Below are 20,538 nucleotides of genomic sequence, written 5' to 3'. Positions count from 1 at the left end.
CCCCCAATGAAAGAAATCACGTCCCTTTTCAACGTTTAATCAAAATAATTATTCCTGCATCATTAACTCTATAAAAAACGTCATCTGTCGGTAAATACCGTTCAAATGACGTTTTTAATATTGTGATTACCTTTTTAAAGCCATAAGTAATCCCAAACAGCCTTATAAAGATAACGAAAGGAAGGTTTTTCTGTTTTAGCGAAAATTCCATACTAAACCAGCTTGCCCGCCGCCAATAATTATTACGTCATATGCCATCGAATGTCTCATTTCTTTACCCTCAATAATCGTAAACTGTTTAGTGTCACAAGTAATGTGGCTCCCATATCTGCAAATATTGCTATCCATAATGTTAACCAACCAGGTACAACTAACAGTAAAGCAACAGCTTTAATTCCCAAAGAAAAGCTAATATTCTGTTTGATAATCGTCAATGCTTTTCGGCTTAATTGAACGGTATATGGTAACTTTTTTAAATCATCTGACATAAGAGCGATATCTGCTGTTTCTAATGCTGTATCAGTTCCTGCACCGCCCATGGCTACCCCAATCGTAGAAGCTGCAAGTGCTGGAGCGTCATTCACACCATCCCCAACCATAGCTGCATGTTGATATTTCCCCCGAAGTTCTTTAATAAAAGCCAACTTATCTTCTGGAAGTAAATCAGCTTCGATATCTACAACCCCAGCTTGTTGTCCAATCGCCTTTGCAGTTCGTTGATTATCACCTGTCAACATAACTGTTTCGATTCCTAGATGATTTAATTGGCTGATAACTTCTTTGGATGATTCTCTTATTTCATCTGCCACCGCAATCAATGCAAGAATCTCTGCTTCTGTTCCTAAAACCATGACTGTTTTTCCCGCTGTTTGTAAACCGGTAATTTTTTCTTTTTGGTTACTTCTTATTTGATTATGCAATTCTTCAAACAGACTTGGGCTCCCTACATAATATATTTCATGTTTTATCCTTGCTTTAACCCCTTTTCCTGTAATAGATTGGAATTCGTCCATAGATATATCGTTGAAATGTAATCCTTTTTCTTCCGCCCTTCTGATAATAGCGGAAGCAAGAGGGTGCTGTGATCCCTTTTCAATTGCTGCTGTAATGGTTAATAATTCATTTTCACTCCCACTATACGTTACAACATCTGTGACAGTAGGAATACCTTTTGTTAATGTTCCTGTTTTATCAAAAGCAATAGCCTTAAGATTTCCCGCTTCTTCTAAATAGACACCGCCCTTAATTAAAACCCCATTTTTTGCAGCGTTCCCTATGGCAGTCACTACGGCTACTGGCGTAGAAACAACGAGAGCACAAGGACAACCAACTACAAGTACAGCTAATCCTTGATAAATCCACGCACTCCAATCTCCAGCAAAAACTAATGGTGGCATAACAGCAATCAACATAGCTAAAATCACAATAGCTGGTGTATAATATTTAGCAAATTTATCGACGAACGCTTGAGAAGGTGCACGTTCTGCTTGTGCTTCTTCAACAAGATGAATAATTTTTGAAAGTGTAGTATCTTCCACTCGTTTAGTTACGCTTACCTCAAGCAAGCCTTCTTCATTTAATGTTCCAGCAAATACTTCATCCCCTGCTGTTTTCGTAACTGGAACACTTTCACCTGTAATGGCAGCTTGATTTAAGGTAGATGTTCCTTTCAAAACGGTACCATCCATTGCTAATTTCTGACCAGGCTTTACAAGCATAATATCGCCAATTTGAATATCATCTACATGGATACTCATTACTTGATTGCCTCGACGAATCAATGCTTCTTTTGGTGCAATATCCATTAACGATTCTATCGATTGACGAGCTTTATCCATAGAGTAACGCTCTAACGCTTCACTAATAGCAAAAAGAATAACAACTGTTGCTCCTTCCAACCACTCACCGATGATAGCTGCACCAATAATCGCTATAGTCATAAGTGTGTTCATATCGAATTGTAATTTGCTTAGATTTCTAAGACCTTTAATAAAGAGCGTGTAGCCGCCAATTAAAATAGACGCTGCATACCCGATAGTCGGCAGGAAATGTTCCTCTCCTAATTGTTTTCCTACAAACCAACTAACTAAAAGTAATATGGCTGAAATATAGACTTTTATAGTTTCTTTTTGTTTCCAAAAAGGTTTATGCTCTATTTTTTGTTCTTTTTCATCTCGAACCTTTAAATTTTCAAACGATCCTGCTTTTTCTAGTTCTTCAATCGTTGTTTGTCCTTTAACATAAACCTTTGCTGCTCCAAAATTAACTTCGGCGTCTTCTACACCTTGTAATTTCTTGACGTTATTTTCAAAAGTTTTTGCACAGCCTGCACAACTGAATCCTTGCACACGATAAGCTTTCATTTCTTCTTTCGCAAATAGTTCAGACATTTATTTTCTCTTCTTTCTGATAGACTAACGTAATCGAAATTAATTGCTTAATATGTTCATTATTCAATGAGTAAAAAGCAAGTTTTCCCTCTTTCCGGTACTTCACAATTTTTTGTTTATGAAGCGTACGTAAATGATGGGAAGCAGTTGCTACAGTTGAGCCAATGATATTCGCAATATCACATACACATAATTCCTCATCAAGACATAATGCATAAGATATTTTTGTTCTATTTTCATCTGCGAGTACTTTGAATAATTGAGAAACATGAGATAAATCTTCATTTTGTAATTCTTCTTGTATGCGATTGACTTTTTCCTCGTCATAACAATAAACTTCACACATATCTTTTTTAGTCAATTTTATCACTCCATTTTCATTCAAATATGCATTTGATTATATAGTATCTTATCTCCCTTATTCATTCAAGTGTATATTTGAATAGGAGAGTAAATAACTTTTAGGGATTATAATTATGAGAATTAGATTAGAATGTTGTCCAATTGATTTATCTTATACAGATCTCGTTTCTAAAAAACTATAAAGTGGCAACTGTTGACAAAATGCCGCCTTTCAGAACATGTGTTAGATGTGTTGAATATTTCATTTTTTACACTTTTTAAAGTGCTAATAGGGAACAATATGTTAAATATTTCACAAACTTTGATCCGTTAACATATAATTAATTCATTTCTGATATGAGGTGATGTAATAATGTTAAATATAAAATATGATATAGTCGGTTCATTTTTAAGACCTGAGGAAATCAAAAATGCCCAGGCAAAATATTTTAATGGTGAAATCGATTTAAAAGCGTTAAGAGAAGTGGAAGATCAAGCCATTGCAGATTTGGTAGAAAAGCAAGTGGCACACGGTCTTAAATTCGTTACAGACGGGGAATTCAGACGAAGATAGTGGCATCTTGACTGGCTGAAGGAATTTGACGGCTTTACCACCAAGCATTTTAAAAAGGAAATGAATGGGGTAATTAAACACATTGAGTTAGGCTGCATTAAGGCAAAATTGCTTATGATAAGAACAAGCATCATCCAGAAATAGAAGCATGGGATTATTTACATAGTCTTGCTGAGAAATATGATGGAGTAGAAGCAAAGAAAGCCATCTCTGGACCGAATATGATTCTGGTTGATCATTTTCTTCAACTGGGTATCAAGGATACACCTTATTATGGAAATGATATTGATCTGGTTATTGAGGATACTGGAACAGCATTTCAAGCAGCAATTCAAGAGTTATATGATCACGGCTGCCGTTATCTACAGATTGATGATACCTCATGGACATATATGATTGATGATAGATTCAACGAAAAAGTGACAGCACTTGGCTATCAAAAAGAGGAAATTCTCGAATGGTTTAGAAGAGTTTCTACAAAGGCATTGGAGCATAAACCAGAAGGAATGATTATTGCTAATCACTTCTGTAAAGGAAACTTCAAGGGAAATCCACTCTTCTCAGAATTTTATGACTCAGTCGCAGAAATCATAAGCACGATTCCTTATGATGGTTTCTTTGTTGAATATGATGATGATCGCTCCGGTTCCTTTGCGCCTTGGGCATTGTTGAAAGAAACAAATGCGACATTTGTAGCAGGGCTTATCTCCACCAAAAACCCAGCGCTGGAAACACATGACGATATTAAGAAAAGATACTTGGAAGCCAAAGCGGTGGTGGGTGATAACATCGCCCTCTCTCCACAATGTGGTTTCGCTTCTGTTGAAGAAGGAAACACCATTGATGAAGAAATACAGTGGAAAAAGATTGATCTCTTAGTTTCCTGTCGAGATTTTCTGTAGCATTACAAAAAGACGTTCATTTTAATTGAACCTCTAAAAAGTACAGAATCTATTAAGTTAAAATATAGTTTCTAATACCAAAAAGCAACAGGATAGCAGCTAATGGTTTGCTATCCTGTTAATGATTAAAGATTAATTCTCCCTTAATAATAAGCGCCTTATTCTAAGTTCTCTATTTCTCATCAAGTTTATATATCACTTTGAACAATTAAATAGTTTATAGCTATTAAAAAGGGATAAAAATTGGTCGAATTCAACATTTTTTATATCATTTATTCCTGCATGTTTTAGTGCTTTATTAAATTGATTTTTTGTGAACAATTTTTTATATTCTTTATTAACCCATTTCATCACAAAGTATTCATATAATTTTCTCTCTTTGGATGACATTTTTGTTGATTTTCTTTTTAACATGATTAACACACTGTCCACTTTAGGTTTCGGATGAAAATGACCTCTTGGAATTTTTGCTAGAATAGAAATGTCCACCTCTGTCATTAAGTGTAATGCTAGTGATCTGTTTGTATTTAATAATCTTTTAGCAAATCCATCTTCTACAATTAAATAACTTACTGCAGCCGTACTTTCTAATACAATTTTTCTGACTATACTTGTACTTATATTATAAGGTATATTACCGTATATTTTATATGGTTTTTGGCTAGGAAACTTAAACTGCAATATATCAGCATTGACAATTTGATAATTAGAATAGTTTAAAAGCTTATTATTTATTATATCATATAATCTAGGATCCATTTCTATTGCTGTTACGTAATTACATCTTTTTACCAGTTCTAAAGTAAAGTGGCCCTTACCTGCTCCTATCTCAAACACATGATCTTTAACGTTTAAACTTATCTGATTTAATATTTTTCCTATACAATATTTGGAAGTAATAAAATTCTGACTGACTTTTATATTTTTTTTGTTCATTATAACCTCTCCAATAAGGTTACAATGAATTTATTTCAACAATTCATCATAACCTTTTATTTTTCATTTGGTTGATAATGAACTGTATCTATTACAAAAATACAAAAAATACACATATACATTCCCCTTCATTATTTGGTATAGTTGAAATTAATAATGAAGAATATCAATTACAAAAATAGAGTATAAACCCATTAGAATTCCTCCTTACATTTGAACTTATATTAGCACACATATTTATCAGGTTCAAAACTCTTGTTCCACTCAATAATGACTTGTAATGCTCTTTGCAGCATAAAAAGATATCCCTTATTTTGTTGTGACAGTGATAGATTAACTTTGGCAGAAGATGTCGTGATTCAGATACTGTGAAAAAATGACTTCCTGCTGCAACATGTAGAAAGTCACTTACTCTTTTTTACTTGTTTCTGTCCCATCTCCTTGAATAACCTTTTATAATAGTTTACTTGCCTCAATTGCTGCTTGAATGAATTGCACTCCTTCATCAATCTTATCTTCCGAGATACTCGTCGTATTTAACTTAAGAAATTTATGATGTTCAGGCAGGCATTAACAATTTGATTAGGCTTATTTGACGTTCCGTTAATTCGATTGTAATACCCCCTCTCAATATATTAATTATGTTAATCCAGATTCTTCCGAATACCCAACCTATAAATGATACCATTTACAATTACATTCTAATAAATGTCTTTATTACTGTAAAAGACATCCTATTTCAATAACTTCTAAAAAAATAAAACGCTATTATTTGATATTAGTTAGATAAGGTTCAGGAAACACTATAAAAAATTAACTTCTACTCACATGTAAAGCACTCCCCCCTGCTATGTATTTTTTAATCTTGCAAGTTACCAATCAAACAGGTGCTACTCTTTTGTATAAAAAAAGAAACCCAACTGCTTTTTCGAAGTTTGGGTATAACTATATATGTCTGCACGAACCGTCGGGATGACGGGGTTAGCCTGCTAAAAAACTGGTAGATGCACGGTGTTCGCAGGAATCTCCCACTTCAAATTTTCATTGGAAAATTAAGTGGGGGTAGTTCAATTAGGGGAATTAATCCTATATGGACTTGGTTTTTGTTTTTCATCCCCGCAATACTGCATAATAGCTTGATAGACAAATTCATTTAACGTGTCATCTCCAAATTGATTGATATACGCTTGAAAGGCTTTGTCTTTCTTATATGTGTAAGCAATACAGTGAAGGATTTCGTTATCACAAGTCATAAACTGTTCTAAACTGCTTTTCCACTCCTGAACCACTTGCTGTACGTTTTCAGAGGCAGGAGATTCTTTCGAGAGATTGGCAAATTGCTTGAATACATCCTGCATATTCTGATCAAATGATTCAAAGATTGCAGCCTTTTCTTCGTCAGGAATGTGTTGCATATTTTTCTCCATTTCTTGAAACTTCTCCGTATTTCCATAGACATATTTCGCTTCCATGTGATACTGTTCCTTCAATGGCAATATGTCACCGTCCTGAAACACATCTAAATTGTAGATATCTTTTCCAGCAATAAACTCTTCTAAATTAGTGAGTGTCCGGTCTAATCTTTGTTTTTTTAGTTGCATTGCCTCATAATGCCCTTTCAAAACATCCTTTTGTTCTTGCTTTGGCATTTGGATAATAACTGCTATTTCTTTCAAAGATAAATCGAGCTCTTTTAACAGCAAAATCATCCGCAATTTCTGTACATCCTCTTGATTATAAAGACGATATCCTTTATTGGAATAGCTTCCCGGCTTTAACAAATGAATTTCATCATAATAATGCAGGGTTCTTTTCGTTATTCCTGTCATAGTAATCACGTCTTTAACGGTGTAGTACGGTTTCTTCATCCCAAAATTCTTCCACCTCGCTTAAGATATCATTAGCTGGAAGTGTCGTTGCTTCCACAATCGATTTTCCTGTTTTTTGCAGATAATACTTGATTAAATGATAACCACACGCATATCCAGCACTATACGGTACTCCTCCTACAACTGGTAACCCCTGTAATTTAGCCACTTCATCTCCATAAAGATATGCCATGATTTGCTGTAATCCGGTTATTTCTAAATGTTCCCCTAATATCGGTTTAATAATATTATTCAATGTATTGGCATCTGTTTTGCTGACCCAAGGTCCAATTAAATTCTCGCCATACAAAGAGGTCGCAAAATTTTCGGCAAGTCCTTCACTGACAATCAATTCTCCTAGATTAATTTTCTCATTCCATTCGATAAATTGGTAACGGACATTATGATTACATTCGTGTGCCAAAGCCGGTTTTAACCGCTTCAGTGTATAATCATTTGGAATTAAACTGCAAATCATATAACCGGGAATGCCTCCCTCTCCACTATATCCTTCACTCAGGTTTAATATTTGACTATTTGGATTCCCTAATAAAATGGTGAATAAATAGTCAGATACAGGTAAGGTAATTCCCTGTTGGCTAAATTGGTTGAAGCAGAGTTCCATCGTCTGCTTTAACTCATCCCATAATGTATCAGAGGAAATCAGTTTCAGCTCCGGTTCTATTTCAGGCGTTATCATTTCTGGTGACAGATGAGCCATATTATTTATCGTCAATACATCAAATCCATGCTCATCATCTGCCCGGAATGGAATTTGTTGTATCTCCCACTTTCCTTTATAGGGACCTAGCATTTCCTGACGATATAGTTCTTTTTTTTCGCTTGGTGGCGCAGCGATCACTTTCTGATAAATCTTATCTGATCGTAACATTTTGATATTCATTTTATCACACCTTTTCATACTTTCTTTTAACCTACAGCATCACGTTACGTGACAGTCAAGCTAAAAATAAAATATTGTTTGATAAAAATGAAATTTCAATCAGGAAAGGGAGAAAAACACGTGCCTGATGCATTGGAACACCTAATTGATTAAATTCAGCGATAGTTTGTTCAGCAGCTTCCAACACTCTCAAAGCAATCTATCTGATTCTACGAATACAATATTATTTATAAGTATGTATATCGTTTTGTATTTCACCAACAAGTGCTGCATTCCCCTGCTTTTCCTTGCCTTTTACGCAAAACAGGCACACTTTCTACCCCATTTGTGTGCCTGTTTCTTCATAAAAACGATTGCTTATAAATCCCCCTGTTTTGAATGGCAGCAGGAATCAGACTCTATGGTATCATCATATTCGTCATGACGGCGAAGCCATGTCTGTCCCTGTCCATCACTGCGTCCAGAAGGCTGTTCCCAGTCCTCTTGTCTGCCGAGTGCTGTTAAGTCAAGATAGTTAAAGGTGCCGATTAGCAAATCAGTTCCACGGGCGTAAGTCGTATACGTGTGAAAAATTCTTTCACCATCTCGAAGAAAGGTACTAAACCCAGGCACCTCCATTGACCCTCCTGAATCAACAGGTACACCTTTTTGAGTTAGCTCATCCTTGGTTTGGTAGTTATATTCAATCGGGGCAACGGATTCGTCCAATGTAACGTGAAAATCATAGTTAAAGTCACTATCGAAGGACGAATACCAAGGAATATCCCATCCCATACGTTCTTTATAACGTTGAAGCTTAGAAAATGGAGCACGGGATATCATAGCCAATGACGTGTTTCGTGCATGAAGATGGGCGAGATGACCCATGTTGTCCGTCGCGAGCGAACAAGCTGGACAGCCTGCTTCCCAATCAGGATCAAACATAAAATGCTGTACAATAAGCTGCGGACGTCCTTCAAACAAATCCAACAGGCTTTGTTTACCATACGGACCATCAAAAACATAGTTCTTTTCAATCTCTACCATAGGAAGTCGGCGTCGTTCCGCATTCAGTTCATCCCGTGCTTTTGTGAACTCCTTCTCTTTAACCAGCAATTCTTTACGATCCACAAGCCATTCATCCTGTGATACGATGTTTGGTAGTTGCGGATAATTTTTCGCTTTATTCATCTGATATTCTCCCCTCATTTGTTTTCTTAAGCTTATCACATACAATAGCTATGGACTTCTTGTCGATTGCTAAAAGTTGATTCACACAAACAAACTTGTCACTAGGGTGTCTGAGTGAAGTATGATGTATTGTTCTCCTTTCTCAAAAGTAATAAAGCTTTGTCCCGATAACCTTTTTGGACACTATTGCTTCTGTCTTTTCATATGAAATACCAAAGAACAAATCGTTTATGTAAGTAACAATATAAATAAAAAAAGATATGCGGTGCACTGACAGGGCAATCAAAATGATACCAGACAAGTTGGCGCCATGGCCGATCATGTAGAAGCTTGTTCGCTTTTCAGCTGATACCAACATATATGTAAGGCTTGACAGCATAATTAAAGCCAGACCAGAGCCTGCAAACCAAAGTGCCTCAGGTGTTAAAGCCCCGTATGTTACTGGTATTTAGGCAATATGAGCCACCCCTCATTTAAAAAGATGAGGCATGTGCTCATACATAATGCTATTTTCATCAATTAACCTCCACCTTATTTCAATAAATAATAAACTTACTTAAAAGAAAGCTAGTTACAAAACTCTTGCATGATCTGTTGTTTTATTTCTTCGATGGGAAACTGTTGCGGATACGTAGATATCATCAACATAATTCCTTGAAGTGTAGATGAAAAGTACAGCGACCGTTTTCGGGCTTCTTTGACTCCCAGCTTTTCAAATATCTCACATTGAAACTCAAACTGTCTGGCATTCTCTTCTATAAGAAGACGACTGTATTGGATCAGTTCATGATCTGCTTCAGGCTGTGTTTGCAGGTGAAGATAGAAACGGAATACTTCTGGATTCTTATAAACATTATCGATCGCTCCTTCAATAATATGTTTAAGCTGCTCTATTGGCGTTTCTAAAGTCTGTGCTTGATTCATCACGTCAACTATTTCGCCAACTCTCCTATCCACCATAGTCGCCAGAAGTTCTTCTTTCCCTTTAAAGTAATTGTAAAGAAGCCCCTTTGATACATCAGCCTGCTTAGCAATACTGCTGATCGAAGTCGAGTGATATCCCTGTGTAATAAATAAATCCATCGCAGCTGCTAAAATACCTTCTTTAGCTAACTGCCGAATGCGCTCGTTTTCCTGTGGTGTTCTTGGCATGTAAACATCAATCCTCCAAAAATTCTATAATATGATGATACAAATATTCAGGATGTGTTAACGTAACCATATGATCTGCATCGGAAATTTCTATAATTTGTACACCTGCCTCTTTTCGAAAATAATCAGCAACACGCAGGTTATCAGGTAATTCTTCCGTTCCAATGATAAACAATGTTTTAACAGTTAAATCATCCAGTCTCTCCATTGCAGGAGGATGTGGCCAAATCATTTCAAAAACTGGCCAATCAAAGCTCCGCTTAATATGGTGTCGCAGCATTTCATCAGCAAGCTCTTTATGAGGACTTGCTTGAACGACACGATATGATGGGGCGCTTTGTGAAACTTCAATCATTTTTTCTATATCTGGAGCAGCCGCATTTACTTTATTCATATAGTCTACAAAATCAGATGAATAGTTAAAACCAGTCAATGCTGGAGCGATGACAATTAATTCTGAGACGTATTCAGGGTACTCCAATGAAAAATCTGTAGCCACCTGACCACCCATCGAATGTCCGATCAAGGTAGCTTTAGCAATATTTAAGTGGTCAAGAAGTTTCCTCAAATCTTCTACGCAATTTACATCTCCTGTTGGATCTGGTGATTTTCCAGCTCCTCGTCCATCATAACGAACAACCATGTAATGATTTGCTAAAAGAGGCGCAACAAATGTCCAGTCTCGCAAGTCAGCTCCACCGCTGTGAATAAGAACAATGGGATGTCCATTACCGTCTATTGTATAATGCAAATCCATTGAAATCTCCTCCTATGCATGATTTTAGATTCATTCTATTATTGAGTGACCAGTTAGTCAATATTAAATATGCAATAGGTTATATCTATAAGCTGCATGTTTTTCTAAACGTTATAAACAGATTAAAAATAACGATTTGCAACAAAATCACATATCCTGTATACTAATGACAGAAACAATAAAACTTTAATGGTTTATTTAGTTTTATAAGGAGGTGCTACTTGTGAAACATCGCATCACTCGAGGGTTCGCAGAAGAATTAAAACACAATGGTATTAAATTTACAATGGATGATCTTGTACGCAGACTGGGGATTAGTAAACGTACACTGTATGAACATTTTTCATCTAAAGCTGATATTTTGGAGGCATTAATCGATGATTCTTTTTCTGAAGTCGATGAAAAACATAAGCGCATTTTACACGATGATGAGATGCCATTGATCGAGAAAATAAAAGAACTGATTATCACTTTGCCAACTCATATGGAACTTTACGATCGGCCAACATTAGAACAAATCAAACGTTCTTATCCAAAACAATGGGAAAAATTATCTGAACTCTATACAAAAGACTGGGATGAAATGGATGCTTTAATTACACAAGGTATTCGTGAAGGTATTATTGTCAATAAAAATGCAAGCTTGATTGTAAAGATGATAAGAGGAGCAGTTGAAACAGCTCAAGATCAGCATTTTTATATCGTAAACGACATTTCGATTACGGAAGCTTTATCACAAATTGCAGATGTCCTCTTATATGGATTGATTTCTAAAGAAGCATAAAAAGAGGTTTATGGCCTTCCTCTTTTTTTACGAAAACTATTAAAACTAAAATAGTTTCTAATTACAATGATTGAAAACTATAGACTTAGAGTTGCTCTAAGAGAAGGAGTGGAATAGGATGCAAAATAAAATAGAAGTCAAGCAAATGAGGGATTTTGACAGTGATGTAAGCAGAAAAGCCGCTGAAGTATTTGTTGATGGTTATAAGGAAGAATTAGGCTTTTTCTCCCATGACCGTGAAAATGTAGTGGATGCTTTTCAAAAAATGCTAAATCCAGAAGTTTTCTATCTTGCTATGCTAAATGGAGAAATCGTAGGGATACTTGCTTGCTCTAACAATAAAGCACGTGGACTCAGCATTGATCGACATACATTGAAAAAACACTTTGGATTTGTAAAGGGCAAATTGGGATATCACTTCATGAAAGATGATTTTAATAAAAGGCTTCCGTATGAAGATGATACAGGATATATTGAATGTGTTGCCACCTCTGTACAAGCTCGTGGAAAAGGAGTTTCTACAGCTCTATTTCAACATGTTTTACACCATACCTCTTATCAGCGTTTTATTTTAGAAGTGATCGATACGAATAAAATAGCCTATCATATGTATGCCAAACTAGGATTTATTGATATGGAAAGGAAGAAAGAAAGATTTTCTTTTTTAAAAAATTTTAAAGAACGTATCTATATGAAGTTAGAGAAATAAAAGGCCGTCATCGGTTAAGTTCGTAACATCGCATTACAACCTCGAGCTAGCACATCCTGTTCGTCGTTGAAAGTTCACGGTGGCTCCGCTTTAAGCAGACAGGCTTGGGCGCAGAAAAAGTGGGTTTTCTTTTTCAAGGAGACGAGCTTGCACGTAAACAAAGCAGGCTCTTTCCAAGGAATGGAGTATATGCTTTTCATTCGTGAGTAGCGGACCATAGGATGAGTTAACTTCTTTGTTATCTATACAATGTGAGTCAGCCTAGCAAAAGTTCCCCTATTGTTAACTTCAACATTCGATACATTATTTTTTTGATCTTTTTGAACAATCTCTGATAGTGTAGTGTGTCAATAGCGATGGATAGATTATTTCGCAAAGGCTCCTATTGTATAAGTCACTACACTAGTTAGCTTAAACGATATAAATGCTTGACTTCATCAATATACTCCATAAAATGGTTACGAAAAACTTCTGGAGAAACTACTTTTACAAATTTCCCGTAACTCAGCAGCTTATTATACCCAAATACATTATCCTTTAATGGGTAAACAACCGTATACCAGGAATCATCTACTTTTTTCACATTGTCTTTTCCTAGCAACTCCAGAAATTTATCTACGACAATCTTGTTTACAAGCAGTTCGACGGAAATTTTATCTTTTTCCATCCACTCTCCCCCATTATAAATAATAGGTTGATAATTTCGTTTAGAAAATGTTCCTTTTATAGCTAAACTGGACATCCTGGCCAGCTTATAGACATTGAAACGTTCCGTTGTATAACAATAAGCATCCATATACCAGCTTTTATCCTTAAATACAATGCGGTAAGGCTCCACTGTTTTCTGTGATTCTTCCCCTTGTGAATTGATATAGTCAAAACAAATAAGCTGGGTATTTCGCACAGCCAAAAGTAAATCCAACACCCGTTTTCTTAATTCGGTATTGCCTTTTGAAAGTGACAAATCGATGTCAAAATCAGATATTCCTTCCACTCTATTCAGCTTAAGGATGGCGTGAAAAGCAGCATCGTCATTGAGTACTTGGAGTCGGCTCTTTAAACTGTTTTCAATTGAGATTAATTCTGTTTTGGTTAAAGGGGGTTTATTCATTTTGACGGAATCCATTAAATAAATGCCGCCATTCTTACCTTTCTTACAATACAGAGGAATACCGGCCAGTGTCAGATCATCTATGTCACGCATAATCGTTCTTCTATTTACTTGAAATGTTTCCGAGAGTTCTTTGGCAGTCGTTTTTCGATGGTCTATCAAATAAGCAACAATTCCCATATGTCTATCTATTTTCACGATAAACACGCCCTTTTTATTTTTAATATGACAGACAGATGCCATATTATGTTTGATAGTATTATAGCATAAAAGATAAGGAGGTTATACATATGCAGATAAAGCATAGACAAGCATGTGAATTTATTGGAAGAAGTATAGAAATCGAAGGAAAAGGGGTGCATGATCCAGGTTATTCACAAGAAAAAACCGCCTTCTATAAGAAATTATTTCAAATCGGAATGATGAAAGAACTGATGCCGCTATCCAAAGATAAGAAGGGCTACGCCGTTATTATTCCTATTGAAAAAGGGATTAGATATTTTGCTGGTGTTCTATCTGATAATAACCTGGATGGATATGAGCAATTGGAAATAGCGTCACAGGATTATACCGTATTTGCTGCACAAGAGGGATTATCCAGACATCTATTTGATCAGCTGGAAGATCGCTTTTTTTCAGATAAAGAACAGGCTGCATCGTATAATGGAAAAGAAATTCTGGAGGTACTTGTAAATGGAGACCCAGCAAACGCCGAGGTAGAATTATGGGTACCCATTACACGTGATTAAAATGGCTAACAGCTGAGGTGAGAGACTGACAGGTCCTCAAACAGCATCTGTCAGTCTTTTTACCCAGCATAGTTATTGTGACGATTATGAGGAGATTAAATTGCGAGTAGAAAAACATGCTAAACATCCTCTACAACAGCTCCTTCATAATCTCCTATGCGCTGTTTTATCTTTTTGGCAATAACAAAAGCAGTTCTGCCATAAATATCTTATTAACCTCTGTCTCCCTCTTTCTCCGGCACCGTATCTGCCAACTTACGAAAGGCTTCGTTCAAGGTAACCATCCGTTTTTCCACTTTCTTTATCGCTGCATCTAAAGTAAAGCCTTCCTCCAGCATTTCCTGAATAAGAAGCATTTTCCCTTATTGCGGAAGCAAGTGAGTGTTAATCCGTTAACTCGATGGTGATCAAACGAGGTTACTAAAAGTGATCTCGTTTGATGAACCAAGGAGGCTAATTAGACCTTTAAAGGGAACCTCCCCTTTCCTAACAACCGATATGTTTTTATGATGTGAGAAGCCTACCTTCATTTGTAAATATTATACAATAAAAAGAGCTAAATATTTGACAAAATTTTTATTTTATGCTATAATTTACAATTATGAAATTTAAGTATAAAATAGGATTCTCATGGGCAGGGGAATCCTATTTTTTTATGGTTTGAAAAGCCCATATAGATAACGTAGACGTACAAGAGTAGCTGTGTCTAGATCCGTACGTTGCTAAACAGGCGCTTTTGTTCTTTCATGTGAAACACCTTAACAGTCCAAAAAGGAGGAATGATACTTCTGTTTAATCATTGGTCTGATGAGTTATTCGAAACAACCTTGTCTAAAAATGATTATTTGATTCCAAGTCATAATCTCTGCGACAGATGACGGATTCCAGAAAGGAGAAATAGGATGAATTTATCCGATGTGCTACATTCTATCCAACTATCAAATAATTCCGAAATAGTGATGGAATTGGTTCGTTTAAATGAAACAACGAAAGAGCAAGGCTTGATCCTAACCTCCAATGAAGCTAAATCATTGTTAGCGTTCAGAAAAAAAGTATTGCGTGATCATGCAAGGATAGAACTGAGCACTGGTGTGTTAAAAGAGCTAATCCTAGTATTTTCTGCCTCCCCTTATATCGATCAAGATCATTATATAGAGATTTTAAATGAACTCCAAGAGATATTTTATTATCTAAAAAATGAAACAGAAGATACTATTGGTGACAGCAAGCTAATCCAACAGATGAGTGATTTTTATAATGGACCTTGTGCAGGATCTTTAGAACTATTAAGAAGTAAAATGGAAGAACTTGCGGAGACTTCCAGAAGCAATATAGTGCAACATAATTCTTTATGGGAAAGGGATGAATAGTGTATGGAACTAGACAAACAAGGTTCGCTTTCTAATCGTATGATCGATCCTTCACACTTGAAACGAAGTCAATATACACTGTCGCTTCTGCAAGAAGGTCAGAGGCTAGGTTTGATTAGCCAGCAAAAAGTTTACCAAATACAGGTAGAACTTATCCAAGTGCTCCAGCAATTAATACAGCGGCATACCCAAGGAGAGAGTACATCGGTCACATCGGACACAGCGGAAGGGATTATGACCTCTCTGATGTATGCTGTCGATGCCTGTACCCTTCAATTTAGCAATCCCGAAAAAGCTATTATGTATTTAAATAAAGAAAGTATTCAAGGTATCCATGCTGAAGGTGTTGAATTACTGCGTCATTATATGGAAGACACTAAACGTTTATATCAAGAAGTTAAAAAAATGAAGCTAGATGTACCAGTTGATGCCTATAATATGACGATTGATGAATCACTGCCTTTGTTTATCAAACATTATAATATTATATTTGAAGCTCAAAATACGATGGCAAGTATTGATTATCCTTTAGCCATTGACGATATGCAGCTGCAAGGTGTTTTTTACATGAAACAATATGTAGAACGATTACAAATGGAAACAAGGTTCTGTCACTTTTTTAGCCATCAGGATTTAATGTATGTTTTAACAAATTTCGGCAAGATCAACCGCTGTAATTATCAAATTGACCTGTTTAATATATTTGAATTAATGTTGAACAATACTGTTTTTTCCATCCTGTCTGGAAAAACAGCCAACAATGTACGAATTTCCGACATTCAATTTAAGCATTTGAATCGAAAATTAATGGCTTGTTCTGCTGATCAAAGGACTAAATGGGTGGATAAAGCAATCGATCAATTGCAAGAAAGCCTGCAAACAGAGCAAGCACTAACTAGTTATATCGATTTGTACAGGCCTGAGTTGATCGAAAGGGTGAACAACACTGCAAAAATCGGCAGCTTTGAAACACTTATCATCCGAGACATACAAGCAAATGAACAAACACTCGAGTTCAAGTTACATGAGAATGATCGAATGAGTGATTTACAAATGCGCAAATTAGTAGATCGCCTTCTAGAAAGTGACGATATCGAAGAGAAAATACAACTCCTCAAAAAATCTGTCGATTCACTGCCTGATTACTTAGATTTGCTGCATACAGGCTGTCTGTTTGGCAGTGAATATCATGCACTTTTTGATACTTTCGGAAATATTGAACTAGCTATTTTAGCTAAAATTGTATTCTACGAGAACTTACGAGAAGGAAATCGTCAGTTCGCTGACATGGTGGCTGATGATATGGAAACAGAGCATGAATGGGAATTGTGTTATATTGAATTTATGCAAAAATTAGACAATCAACGGCTCCAAACTATCGGACAGCTGATTGCTGAAATGAACTATGAGTATATTTCCTTTTATTGAGTACAAAAATAATGACAATTGTTTCTATGACTCAAATGGAAAGCAGCGAATCTTATCATCTGATCCGCTGCTTTCATTATTTATAAGGCTTCTACAGGAAGTTTCAGTATGTTCCAAGCAGCAATTCCGCCCAGCAGTTCTTTCACATTGAATCCATTTCTAATAAAAGTCAATAATAAGCCAATATCTTTTTGCGTTACGTGCTCATTATTATAAATAGTAGATAATATCCCAAAATCTCTTGCTGTAATCTCGTAATCTAATAATTTTTGTGCAAAACTTTCCCCCATTTCTTGCCCTATTTTACTTAGAAGATATCCCCAAGATTGATTAACTTCAAATATAATAATCACCTCCATATATAATGAATAATTTGAAATGTCAATTAATTGATGTTTTTGCTTCTTTTTAAATAAGAGATGCAACCTTATTCCATTTATTCTCTTATTACATTGTAAATATTTGATTTATCGATAAACTCACCTTACACTTTGTTATAAAATAGGAATGACAGATGATTGCAACGAGATGTAAAAACTCTTAGGATTAGGAGGTAGCCATACATGCTGAAGAACAAAGTAAAACTAAATAATAACGAGATTATTGCTTATCAAGTAAAAGGTCATGGAGAAAAAGTGGTGATCTTGATTCATGGTAATATGTGTTCCAGTGCACATTATTACACATTACTAAACCGAACGGATTCAACTGCGTATACCGTGTATGCACTTGACTTAAGAGGTTTTGGCGACAGTACTTACCATTCTCCAATTGAAACTGTTCGCGATCTTTCAGATGATATTCGTTTATTTATGGAGGCCATGCATATCTAAAAGATCTCCCTTGTCGGTTGGTCTGCCGGAGGTCCAGTTTGCATGCAATTTGCTATTGATTACCCCGATTTAGTAGAAGGGCTGATTCTCTTGAACTCGGTCAGTCATAGAGGTGATCCATTACAAAAGAAAGATGCTTCAGGTAGAAATACCAGAGATTATTATGCAAGTAAAACAGAGATGTCATACGATCCCGAAATAGCAATACCTGCAACAGCCATTCGACATCACGATTTTAATACTTTACATGACATGTGGCACTCAGGTATTTATACAAATAAAAAGCCCGCTGATTCTATGTCACAGTTATTGATTAAAGAAACCATGAAACAAAGAAATCTGGAAGATATGTATTGGATTCTTGCCCATTTTAATATTTCCGATCAGTATAATGGTTATAGCCAAGGCAATGGGAAAATAACACAAATACAAACCCATGTGTTAAGTTATTGGGGAGAGCAAGATCAGATCGTTACCTTACAGGATACCAAAGATACCGTGGAAGCCTTGCCAAATGCCAGATTACGAGTGTTAAAGAATTGCGGTCATTCCCCTCTTGTGGATCAATTGGAAGAAATACTGGCTGGCATGGAAGAAATGTTTTGACAGCCGATTACATTAGGATCAAACTATATTACTGCTGATTATTGTATAGGATGAATTGCTCGTAACTGCTTAAGCAATGCTGCACTCATTATAAAAAGGCACGATGCCAAAGAGTGACATAGAAATTGGGAATCACTAATCAAACAAGATCAAATATTATCGATACTTTTATGAAGTTAGTTGATGAAAAAGGAATAGAGGCTGTAACCGTTATGGAAATTGCCTAACAAGCCAACATAAATCGCGGTACCTTCTACCTGCATTTTTTGGATAAATATGATTTATTGGAAAAGGTGGAGGCAGAACTTATCGACCAATTAACTTTAAAATTTGATGAAATTCTTTCAAACATCCAACAGTACATTCCCACCGTCAAAAATGGGAAACTACAGGACTCAGCTTAATTTTAACAGAAACCTTAAAATACATCGATTTACATGCCGATTACTTCAAAATACTATTAGACAAAAATGGCGATGCCTCCTTCTACAAAAAAATAATGGCTGTCTACACTTATTTTTACAAAACGGTTTAAAAAAAATGGAATTCAGCTATGCACTGGATTTTATCGATAAAGAGTACACCGACCAATTTATTATCTCCGGCATTGTTAACACCATCTTATATTGGCTTGAAAATGACACGGATGCAACATATGAAGATATTGCGCTGTTTATCCAGAAAACAAGAATGATTGCACCATTTGATTTAATGGGAATTAAATAAGATGACACTGCTTTTCCGATTCAATAGTATCTAACATATTTATGTGTCATCAGCAGAGCTTGGTTGTAAACGGTACTATAAAGAAAGATCAGCGACATATTTTTAAAGTATCTCTGTTTCAAGTGGGATGCTTTTTTATTTTTCCAAATAATGAAACACATTAGTAAAACAATAATAATCAATTAAATTATAATAAAAATTTATTGTAAAACGATAAACAATATAGTAAGCTAATACTAACAATAAATAAGTGAGGTGCTTTGTATGACACGAAGAACAACACTCTTTTTAAAGGTTGCTGTTTATCTTATTGGAATAACAATACTTATTTTGTGTGTATTTTTGCTGCCACGGTTAGCAAATTACACCGCAGAAATGTTTCCAGAGTTTGCTTATTTGCAATATCCTGTTTTAATTGGCATGTATATCACAGCGGGTCCATTTTTCATTGCTTTATATCAGGCTCTAAAACTTTTACATTACATAGATCATAACAATGCCTTTTCCGACTTATCTGTCAAGAGTTTAAAACATATCAAATACTGTGCAGTTGTCATCAGTATTTTATATGTGATAGGGATTATGTTTCTTATATCACAAAATGCCTTTCACCCAGGATTAGCAATTATCGGGTTTACCATTACGTTTACTGCCATTGTTATTGCGGTTTTTACTGAAGTTCTTCAAAAGTTATTAAAAAATGCTTTAGAAATAAAATCGGAAAATGATTTGACGATCTGAGGTGAAGAAAGTGACCATTATCATCCATATTGATGTGATGTTAGCAAAGAGAAAAATGAGTGTAACAGAACTATCCGAAAGAGTCGGAGTCACTATGGCTAACATCTCTATTTTGAAAAATGGAAAAGCAAAAGCAATCCGATTATCAACGTTAGAAGCTATTTGTGAGGTATTAGAATGTCAACCCGGAGATATCCTTGAATATCGAAAAGACAAAGATACCCTAGAATAAATCAGTTAAATATTTCATTTCAATAAGGAGATGAGAACGTATGAAGAAATCGTTACTTTTATTCATTTCATGTTTGATCGTTATGTTTTTATCGGCTTGTACACAGCATTCTATGGAACCAAATGAAAATAATATGATTGTAAATATAACAAACCATACTAACTCAACTTTCGCACACTGAAATAGACAAGTAACCCTTGATATAGTTAGGTAAACCTGCCACCCATTGCTGTACTTGATTTTTTATTAATTTT

General features: G+C 35.6%; 22 protein-coding genes and 1 pseudogene. 11 read left to right on the top strand and 12 right to left on the bottom strand.

Features of this window, described 5'->3' with window-relative positions; genetic code table 11:
- Positions 1-266 precede the first annotated feature (266 nt).
- Both JOD18_RS08135 and JOD18_RS08130 read right to left on the bottom strand, forming a co-directional pair.
- Positions 267-2,390 carry a heavy metal translocating P-type ATPase gene (locus tag JOD18_RS08135; RefSeq protein ID WP_204668458.1) on the bottom strand — a complete coding sequence of 708 codons (2,124 nt, stop codon included), beginning with the start codon at positions 2,388-2,390 and terminating at the stop codon, positions 267-269.
- Positions 2,383-2,751, bottom strand: coding sequence for an ArsR/SmtB family transcription factor (locus JOD18_RS08130; protein ID WP_204668457.1), 369 nt, complete (start codon positions 2,749-2,751; stop codon positions 2,383-2,385). The genes JOD18_RS08135 and JOD18_RS08130 overlap by 8 nt, the downstream gene beginning before the upstream one ends.
- Before the next feature lie 354 nt (positions 2,752-3,105).
- On the opposite strand from JOD18_RS08130, the gene JOD18_RS08125 reads away from it, so the two are divergent.
- Both JOD18_RS08125 and JOD18_RS08120 read left to right on the top strand, forming a co-directional pair.
- The gene (locus JOD18_RS08125; protein ID WP_204668456.1) at positions 3,106-3,306 is read left to right on the top strand and encodes a hypothetical protein; all 201 of its coding nucleotides are present in this window, start codon (positions 3,106-3,108) and stop codon (positions 3,304-3,306) included.
- Between the two features lie 221 nt (positions 3,307-3,527).
- On the top strand, positions 3,528-4,208 hold the full coding sequence (locus JOD18_RS08120; RefSeq protein ID WP_204668455.1) for a uroporphyrinogen decarboxylase/cobalamine-independent methonine synthase family protein: 681 nt from the start codon (positions 3,528-3,530) through the stop codon (positions 4,206-4,208).
- A gap of 195 nt (positions 4,209-4,403) precedes the next feature.
- Here JOD18_RS08120 and erm read toward each other — a convergent pair whose 3' ends face one another.
- The 7 genes from erm to JOD18_RS08085 form a co-directional block, all read right to left on the bottom strand.
- The gene (gene erm / locus JOD18_RS08115) at positions 4,404-5,144 is read right to left on the bottom strand and encodes a 23S ribosomal RNA methyltransferase Erm (protein WP_204668454.1); all 741 of its coding nucleotides are present in this window, start codon (positions 5,142-5,144) and stop codon (positions 4,404-4,406) included.
- 56 nt (positions 5,145-5,200) lie between these two features.
- Positions 5,201-5,260, bottom strand: coding sequence for an erythromycin resistance leader peptide (locus JOD18_RS24970; protein WP_143740015.1), 60 nt, complete (start codon positions 5,258-5,260; stop codon positions 5,201-5,203).
- A gap of 951 nt (positions 5,261-6,211) precedes the next feature.
- Entirely contained in the window at positions 6,212-7,012 is an 801-nt protein-coding gene (locus JOD18_RS08105) for a MerR family transcriptional regulator (protein ID WP_204668453.1), read from the bottom strand.
- Positions 6,987-7,916, bottom strand: a complete 930-nt coding sequence (locus JOD18_RS08100; RefSeq protein WP_204668452.1) for a DUF2268 domain-containing putative Zn-dependent protease — start codon at positions 7,914-7,916, stop codon at positions 6,987-6,989. Before JOD18_RS08100 ends, JOD18_RS08105 begins: the two co-directional genes overlap by 26 nt.
- A 357-nt stretch (positions 7,917-8,273) precedes the next feature.
- Complete coding sequence (locus JOD18_RS08095; protein ID WP_204668451.1) at positions 8,274-9,086, bottom strand: DUF899 domain-containing protein; 813 nt, start codon at positions 9,084-9,086, stop codon at positions 8,274-8,276.
- A gap of 567 nt (positions 9,087-9,653) precedes the next feature.
- Entirely contained in the window at positions 9,654-10,238 is a 585-nt protein-coding gene (locus JOD18_RS08090; RefSeq protein ID WP_204668450.1) for a TetR/AcrR family transcriptional regulator, read from the bottom strand.
- Between the two features lie 7 nt (positions 10,239-10,245).
- Entirely contained in the window at positions 10,246-10,995 is a 750-nt protein-coding gene (locus JOD18_RS08085) for an alpha/beta fold hydrolase (protein WP_204668449.1), read from the bottom strand.
- 223 nt (positions 10,996-11,218) lie between these two features.
- Between JOD18_RS08085 and JOD18_RS08080 the strand changes: the two genes are divergently transcribed.
- Together JOD18_RS08080 and JOD18_RS08075 are read left to right on the top strand one after the other, a co-directional pair.
- Complete coding sequence (locus tag JOD18_RS08080) at positions 11,219-11,779, top strand: TetR family transcriptional regulator (RefSeq protein ID WP_204668448.1); 561 nt, start codon at positions 11,219-11,221, stop codon at positions 11,777-11,779.
- Positions 11,780-11,897: 118 nt separating this feature from the next.
- Positions 11,898-12,488 (top strand): GNAT family N-acetyltransferase, encoded by a 591-nt coding sequence (locus tag JOD18_RS08075; RefSeq protein WP_204668447.1) that lies wholly within the window; start codon positions 11,898-11,900, stop codon positions 12,486-12,488.
- 406 nt (positions 12,489-12,894) lie between these two features.
- Here the strand turns inward: JOD18_RS08075 and JOD18_RS08070 are convergent, their stop codons facing one another.
- Complete coding sequence (locus JOD18_RS08070; RefSeq protein WP_204668446.1) at positions 12,895-13,797, bottom strand: WYL domain-containing protein; 903 nt, start codon at positions 13,795-13,797, stop codon at positions 12,895-12,897.
- 92 nt (positions 13,798-13,889) lie between these two features.
- On the opposite strand from JOD18_RS08070, the gene JOD18_RS08065 reads away from it, so the two are divergent.
- On the top strand, positions 13,890-14,348 hold the full coding sequence (locus JOD18_RS08065; protein WP_239587997.1) for an effector binding domain-containing protein: 459 nt from the start codon (positions 13,890-13,892) through the stop codon (positions 14,346-14,348).
- 212 nt (positions 14,349-14,560) lie between these two features.
- Here JOD18_RS08065 and JOD18_RS08060 read toward each other — a convergent pair whose 3' ends face one another.
- Entirely contained in the window at positions 14,561-14,704 is a 144-nt protein-coding gene (locus tag JOD18_RS08060) for a MerR family transcriptional regulator (protein WP_204668445.1), read from the bottom strand.
- Positions 14,705-15,250: 546 nt separating this feature from the next.
- On the opposite strand from JOD18_RS08060, the gene JOD18_RS08055 reads away from it, so the two are divergent.
- Positions 15,251-15,718, top strand: coding sequence for a DUF6323 family protein (locus JOD18_RS08055; protein ID WP_204668444.1), 468 nt, complete (start codon positions 15,251-15,253; stop codon positions 15,716-15,718).
- Between the two features lie 3 nt (positions 15,719-15,721).
- Positions 15,722-17,146, top strand: a complete 1,425-nt coding sequence (locus JOD18_RS08050; RefSeq protein ID WP_204668443.1) for a DUF6179 domain-containing protein — start codon at positions 15,722-15,724, stop codon at positions 17,144-17,146.
- An 80-nt stretch (positions 17,147-17,226) separates the two neighbouring features.
- Here the strand turns inward: JOD18_RS08050 and JOD18_RS08045 are convergent, their stop codons facing one another.
- Complete coding sequence (locus tag JOD18_RS08045; RefSeq protein WP_204668442.1) at positions 17,227-17,571, bottom strand: hypothetical protein; 345 nt, start codon at positions 17,569-17,571, stop codon at positions 17,227-17,229.
- Between the two features lie 138 nt (positions 17,572-17,709).
- Here JOD18_RS08045 and phaZ point away from each other — a divergent pair.
- From phaZ to JOD18_RS08020, 4 genes and pseudogenes are all read left to right on the top strand, one after another.
- Positions 17,710-18,585: pseudogene (phaZ, locus tag JOD18_RS08035) on the top strand (intracellular short-chain-length polyhydroxyalkanoate depolymerase).
- 333 nt (positions 18,586-18,918) lie between these two features.
- Positions 18,919-19,311 carry a TetR/AcrR family transcriptional regulator C-terminal domain-containing protein gene (locus JOD18_RS08030; RefSeq protein WP_204668439.1) on the top strand — a complete coding sequence of 131 codons (393 nt, stop codon included), beginning with the start codon at positions 18,919-18,921 and terminating at the stop codon, positions 19,309-19,311.
- Positions 19,312-19,575: 264 nt separating this feature from the next.
- Complete coding sequence (locus JOD18_RS08025) at positions 19,576-20,052, top strand: DUF2975 domain-containing protein (protein ID WP_204668438.1); 477 nt, start codon at positions 19,576-19,578, stop codon at positions 20,050-20,052.
- A 10-nt stretch (positions 20,053-20,062) separates the two neighbouring features.
- Complete coding sequence (locus JOD18_RS08020; RefSeq protein WP_204668437.1) at positions 20,063-20,284, top strand: helix-turn-helix domain-containing protein; 222 nt, start codon at positions 20,063-20,065, stop codon at positions 20,282-20,284.
- Positions 20,285-20,538 lie beyond the last annotated feature (254 nt).

Source organism: Gracilibacillus alcaliphilus (assembly GCF_016909015.1).
In the GTDB taxonomy this organism is placed as follows: Bacteria; Bacillota; Bacilli; order Bacillales; family Amphibacillaceae; genus Gracilibacillus; species Gracilibacillus alcaliphilus.
This window is presented reverse-complemented; position numbering and strand designations above follow the sequence as displayed.

Coding starts and splice junctions, on each gene's coding strand:
- JOD18_RS08030 (WP_204668439.1), top strand. CDS start 18,919: ATGAAATTCTTTCAAACATCCAACAGTACATTCCCACCGTCAAAAATG.
- JOD18_RS08085 (WP_204668449.1), bottom strand. CDS start 10,995: ATGGATTTGCATTATACAATAGACGGTAATGGACATCCCATTGTTCTT.
- JOD18_RS08105 (WP_204668453.1), bottom strand. CDS start 7,012: ATGAAGAAACCGTACTACACCGTTAAAGACGTGATTACTATGACAGGA.
- JOD18_RS08120 (WP_204668455.1), top strand. CDS start 3,528: ATGATTCTGGTTGATCATTTTCTTCAACTGGGTATCAAGGATACACCT.
- JOD18_RS08065 (WP_239587997.1), top strand. CDS start 13,890: ATGCAGATAAAGCATAGACAAGCATGTGAATTTATTGGAAGAAGTATA.
- JOD18_RS08125 (WP_204668456.1), top strand. CDS start 3,106: ATGTTAAATATAAAATATGATATAGTCGGTTCATTTTTAAGACCTGAG.
- JOD18_RS08060 (WP_204668445.1), bottom strand. CDS start 14,704: ATGCTTCTTATTCAGGAAATGCTGGAGGAAGGCTTTACTTTAGATGCA.
- JOD18_RS08135 (WP_204668458.1), bottom strand. CDS start 2,390: ATGTCTGAACTATTTGCGAAAGAAGAAATGAAAGCTTATCGTGTGCAA.
- JOD18_RS08095 (WP_204668451.1), bottom strand. CDS start 9,086: ATGAATAAAGCGAAAAATTATCCGCAACTACCAAACATCGTATCACAG.
- JOD18_RS08100 (WP_204668452.1), bottom strand. CDS start 7,916: ATGAATATCAAAATGTTACGATCAGATAAGATTTATCAGAAAGTGATC.
- JOD18_RS08050 (WP_204668443.1), top strand. CDS start 15,722: ATGGAACTAGACAAACAAGGTTCGCTTTCTAATCGTATGATCGATCCT.
- JOD18_RS08025 (WP_204668438.1), top strand. CDS start 19,576: ATGACACGAAGAACAACACTCTTTTTAAAGGTTGCTGTTTATCTTATT.
- erm (WP_204668454.1), bottom strand. CDS start 5,144: ATGAACAAAAAAAATATAAAAGTCAGTCAGAATTTTATTACTTCCAAA.
- JOD18_RS08090 (WP_204668450.1), bottom strand. CDS start 10,238: ATGCCAAGAACACCACAGGAAAACGAGCGCATTCGGCAGTTAGCTAAA.
- JOD18_RS08075 (WP_204668447.1), top strand. CDS start 11,898: ATGCAAAATAAAATAGAAGTCAAGCAAATGAGGGATTTTGACAGTGAT.
- JOD18_RS08055 (WP_204668444.1), top strand. CDS start 15,251: ATGAATTTATCCGATGTGCTACATTCTATCCAACTATCAAATAATTCC.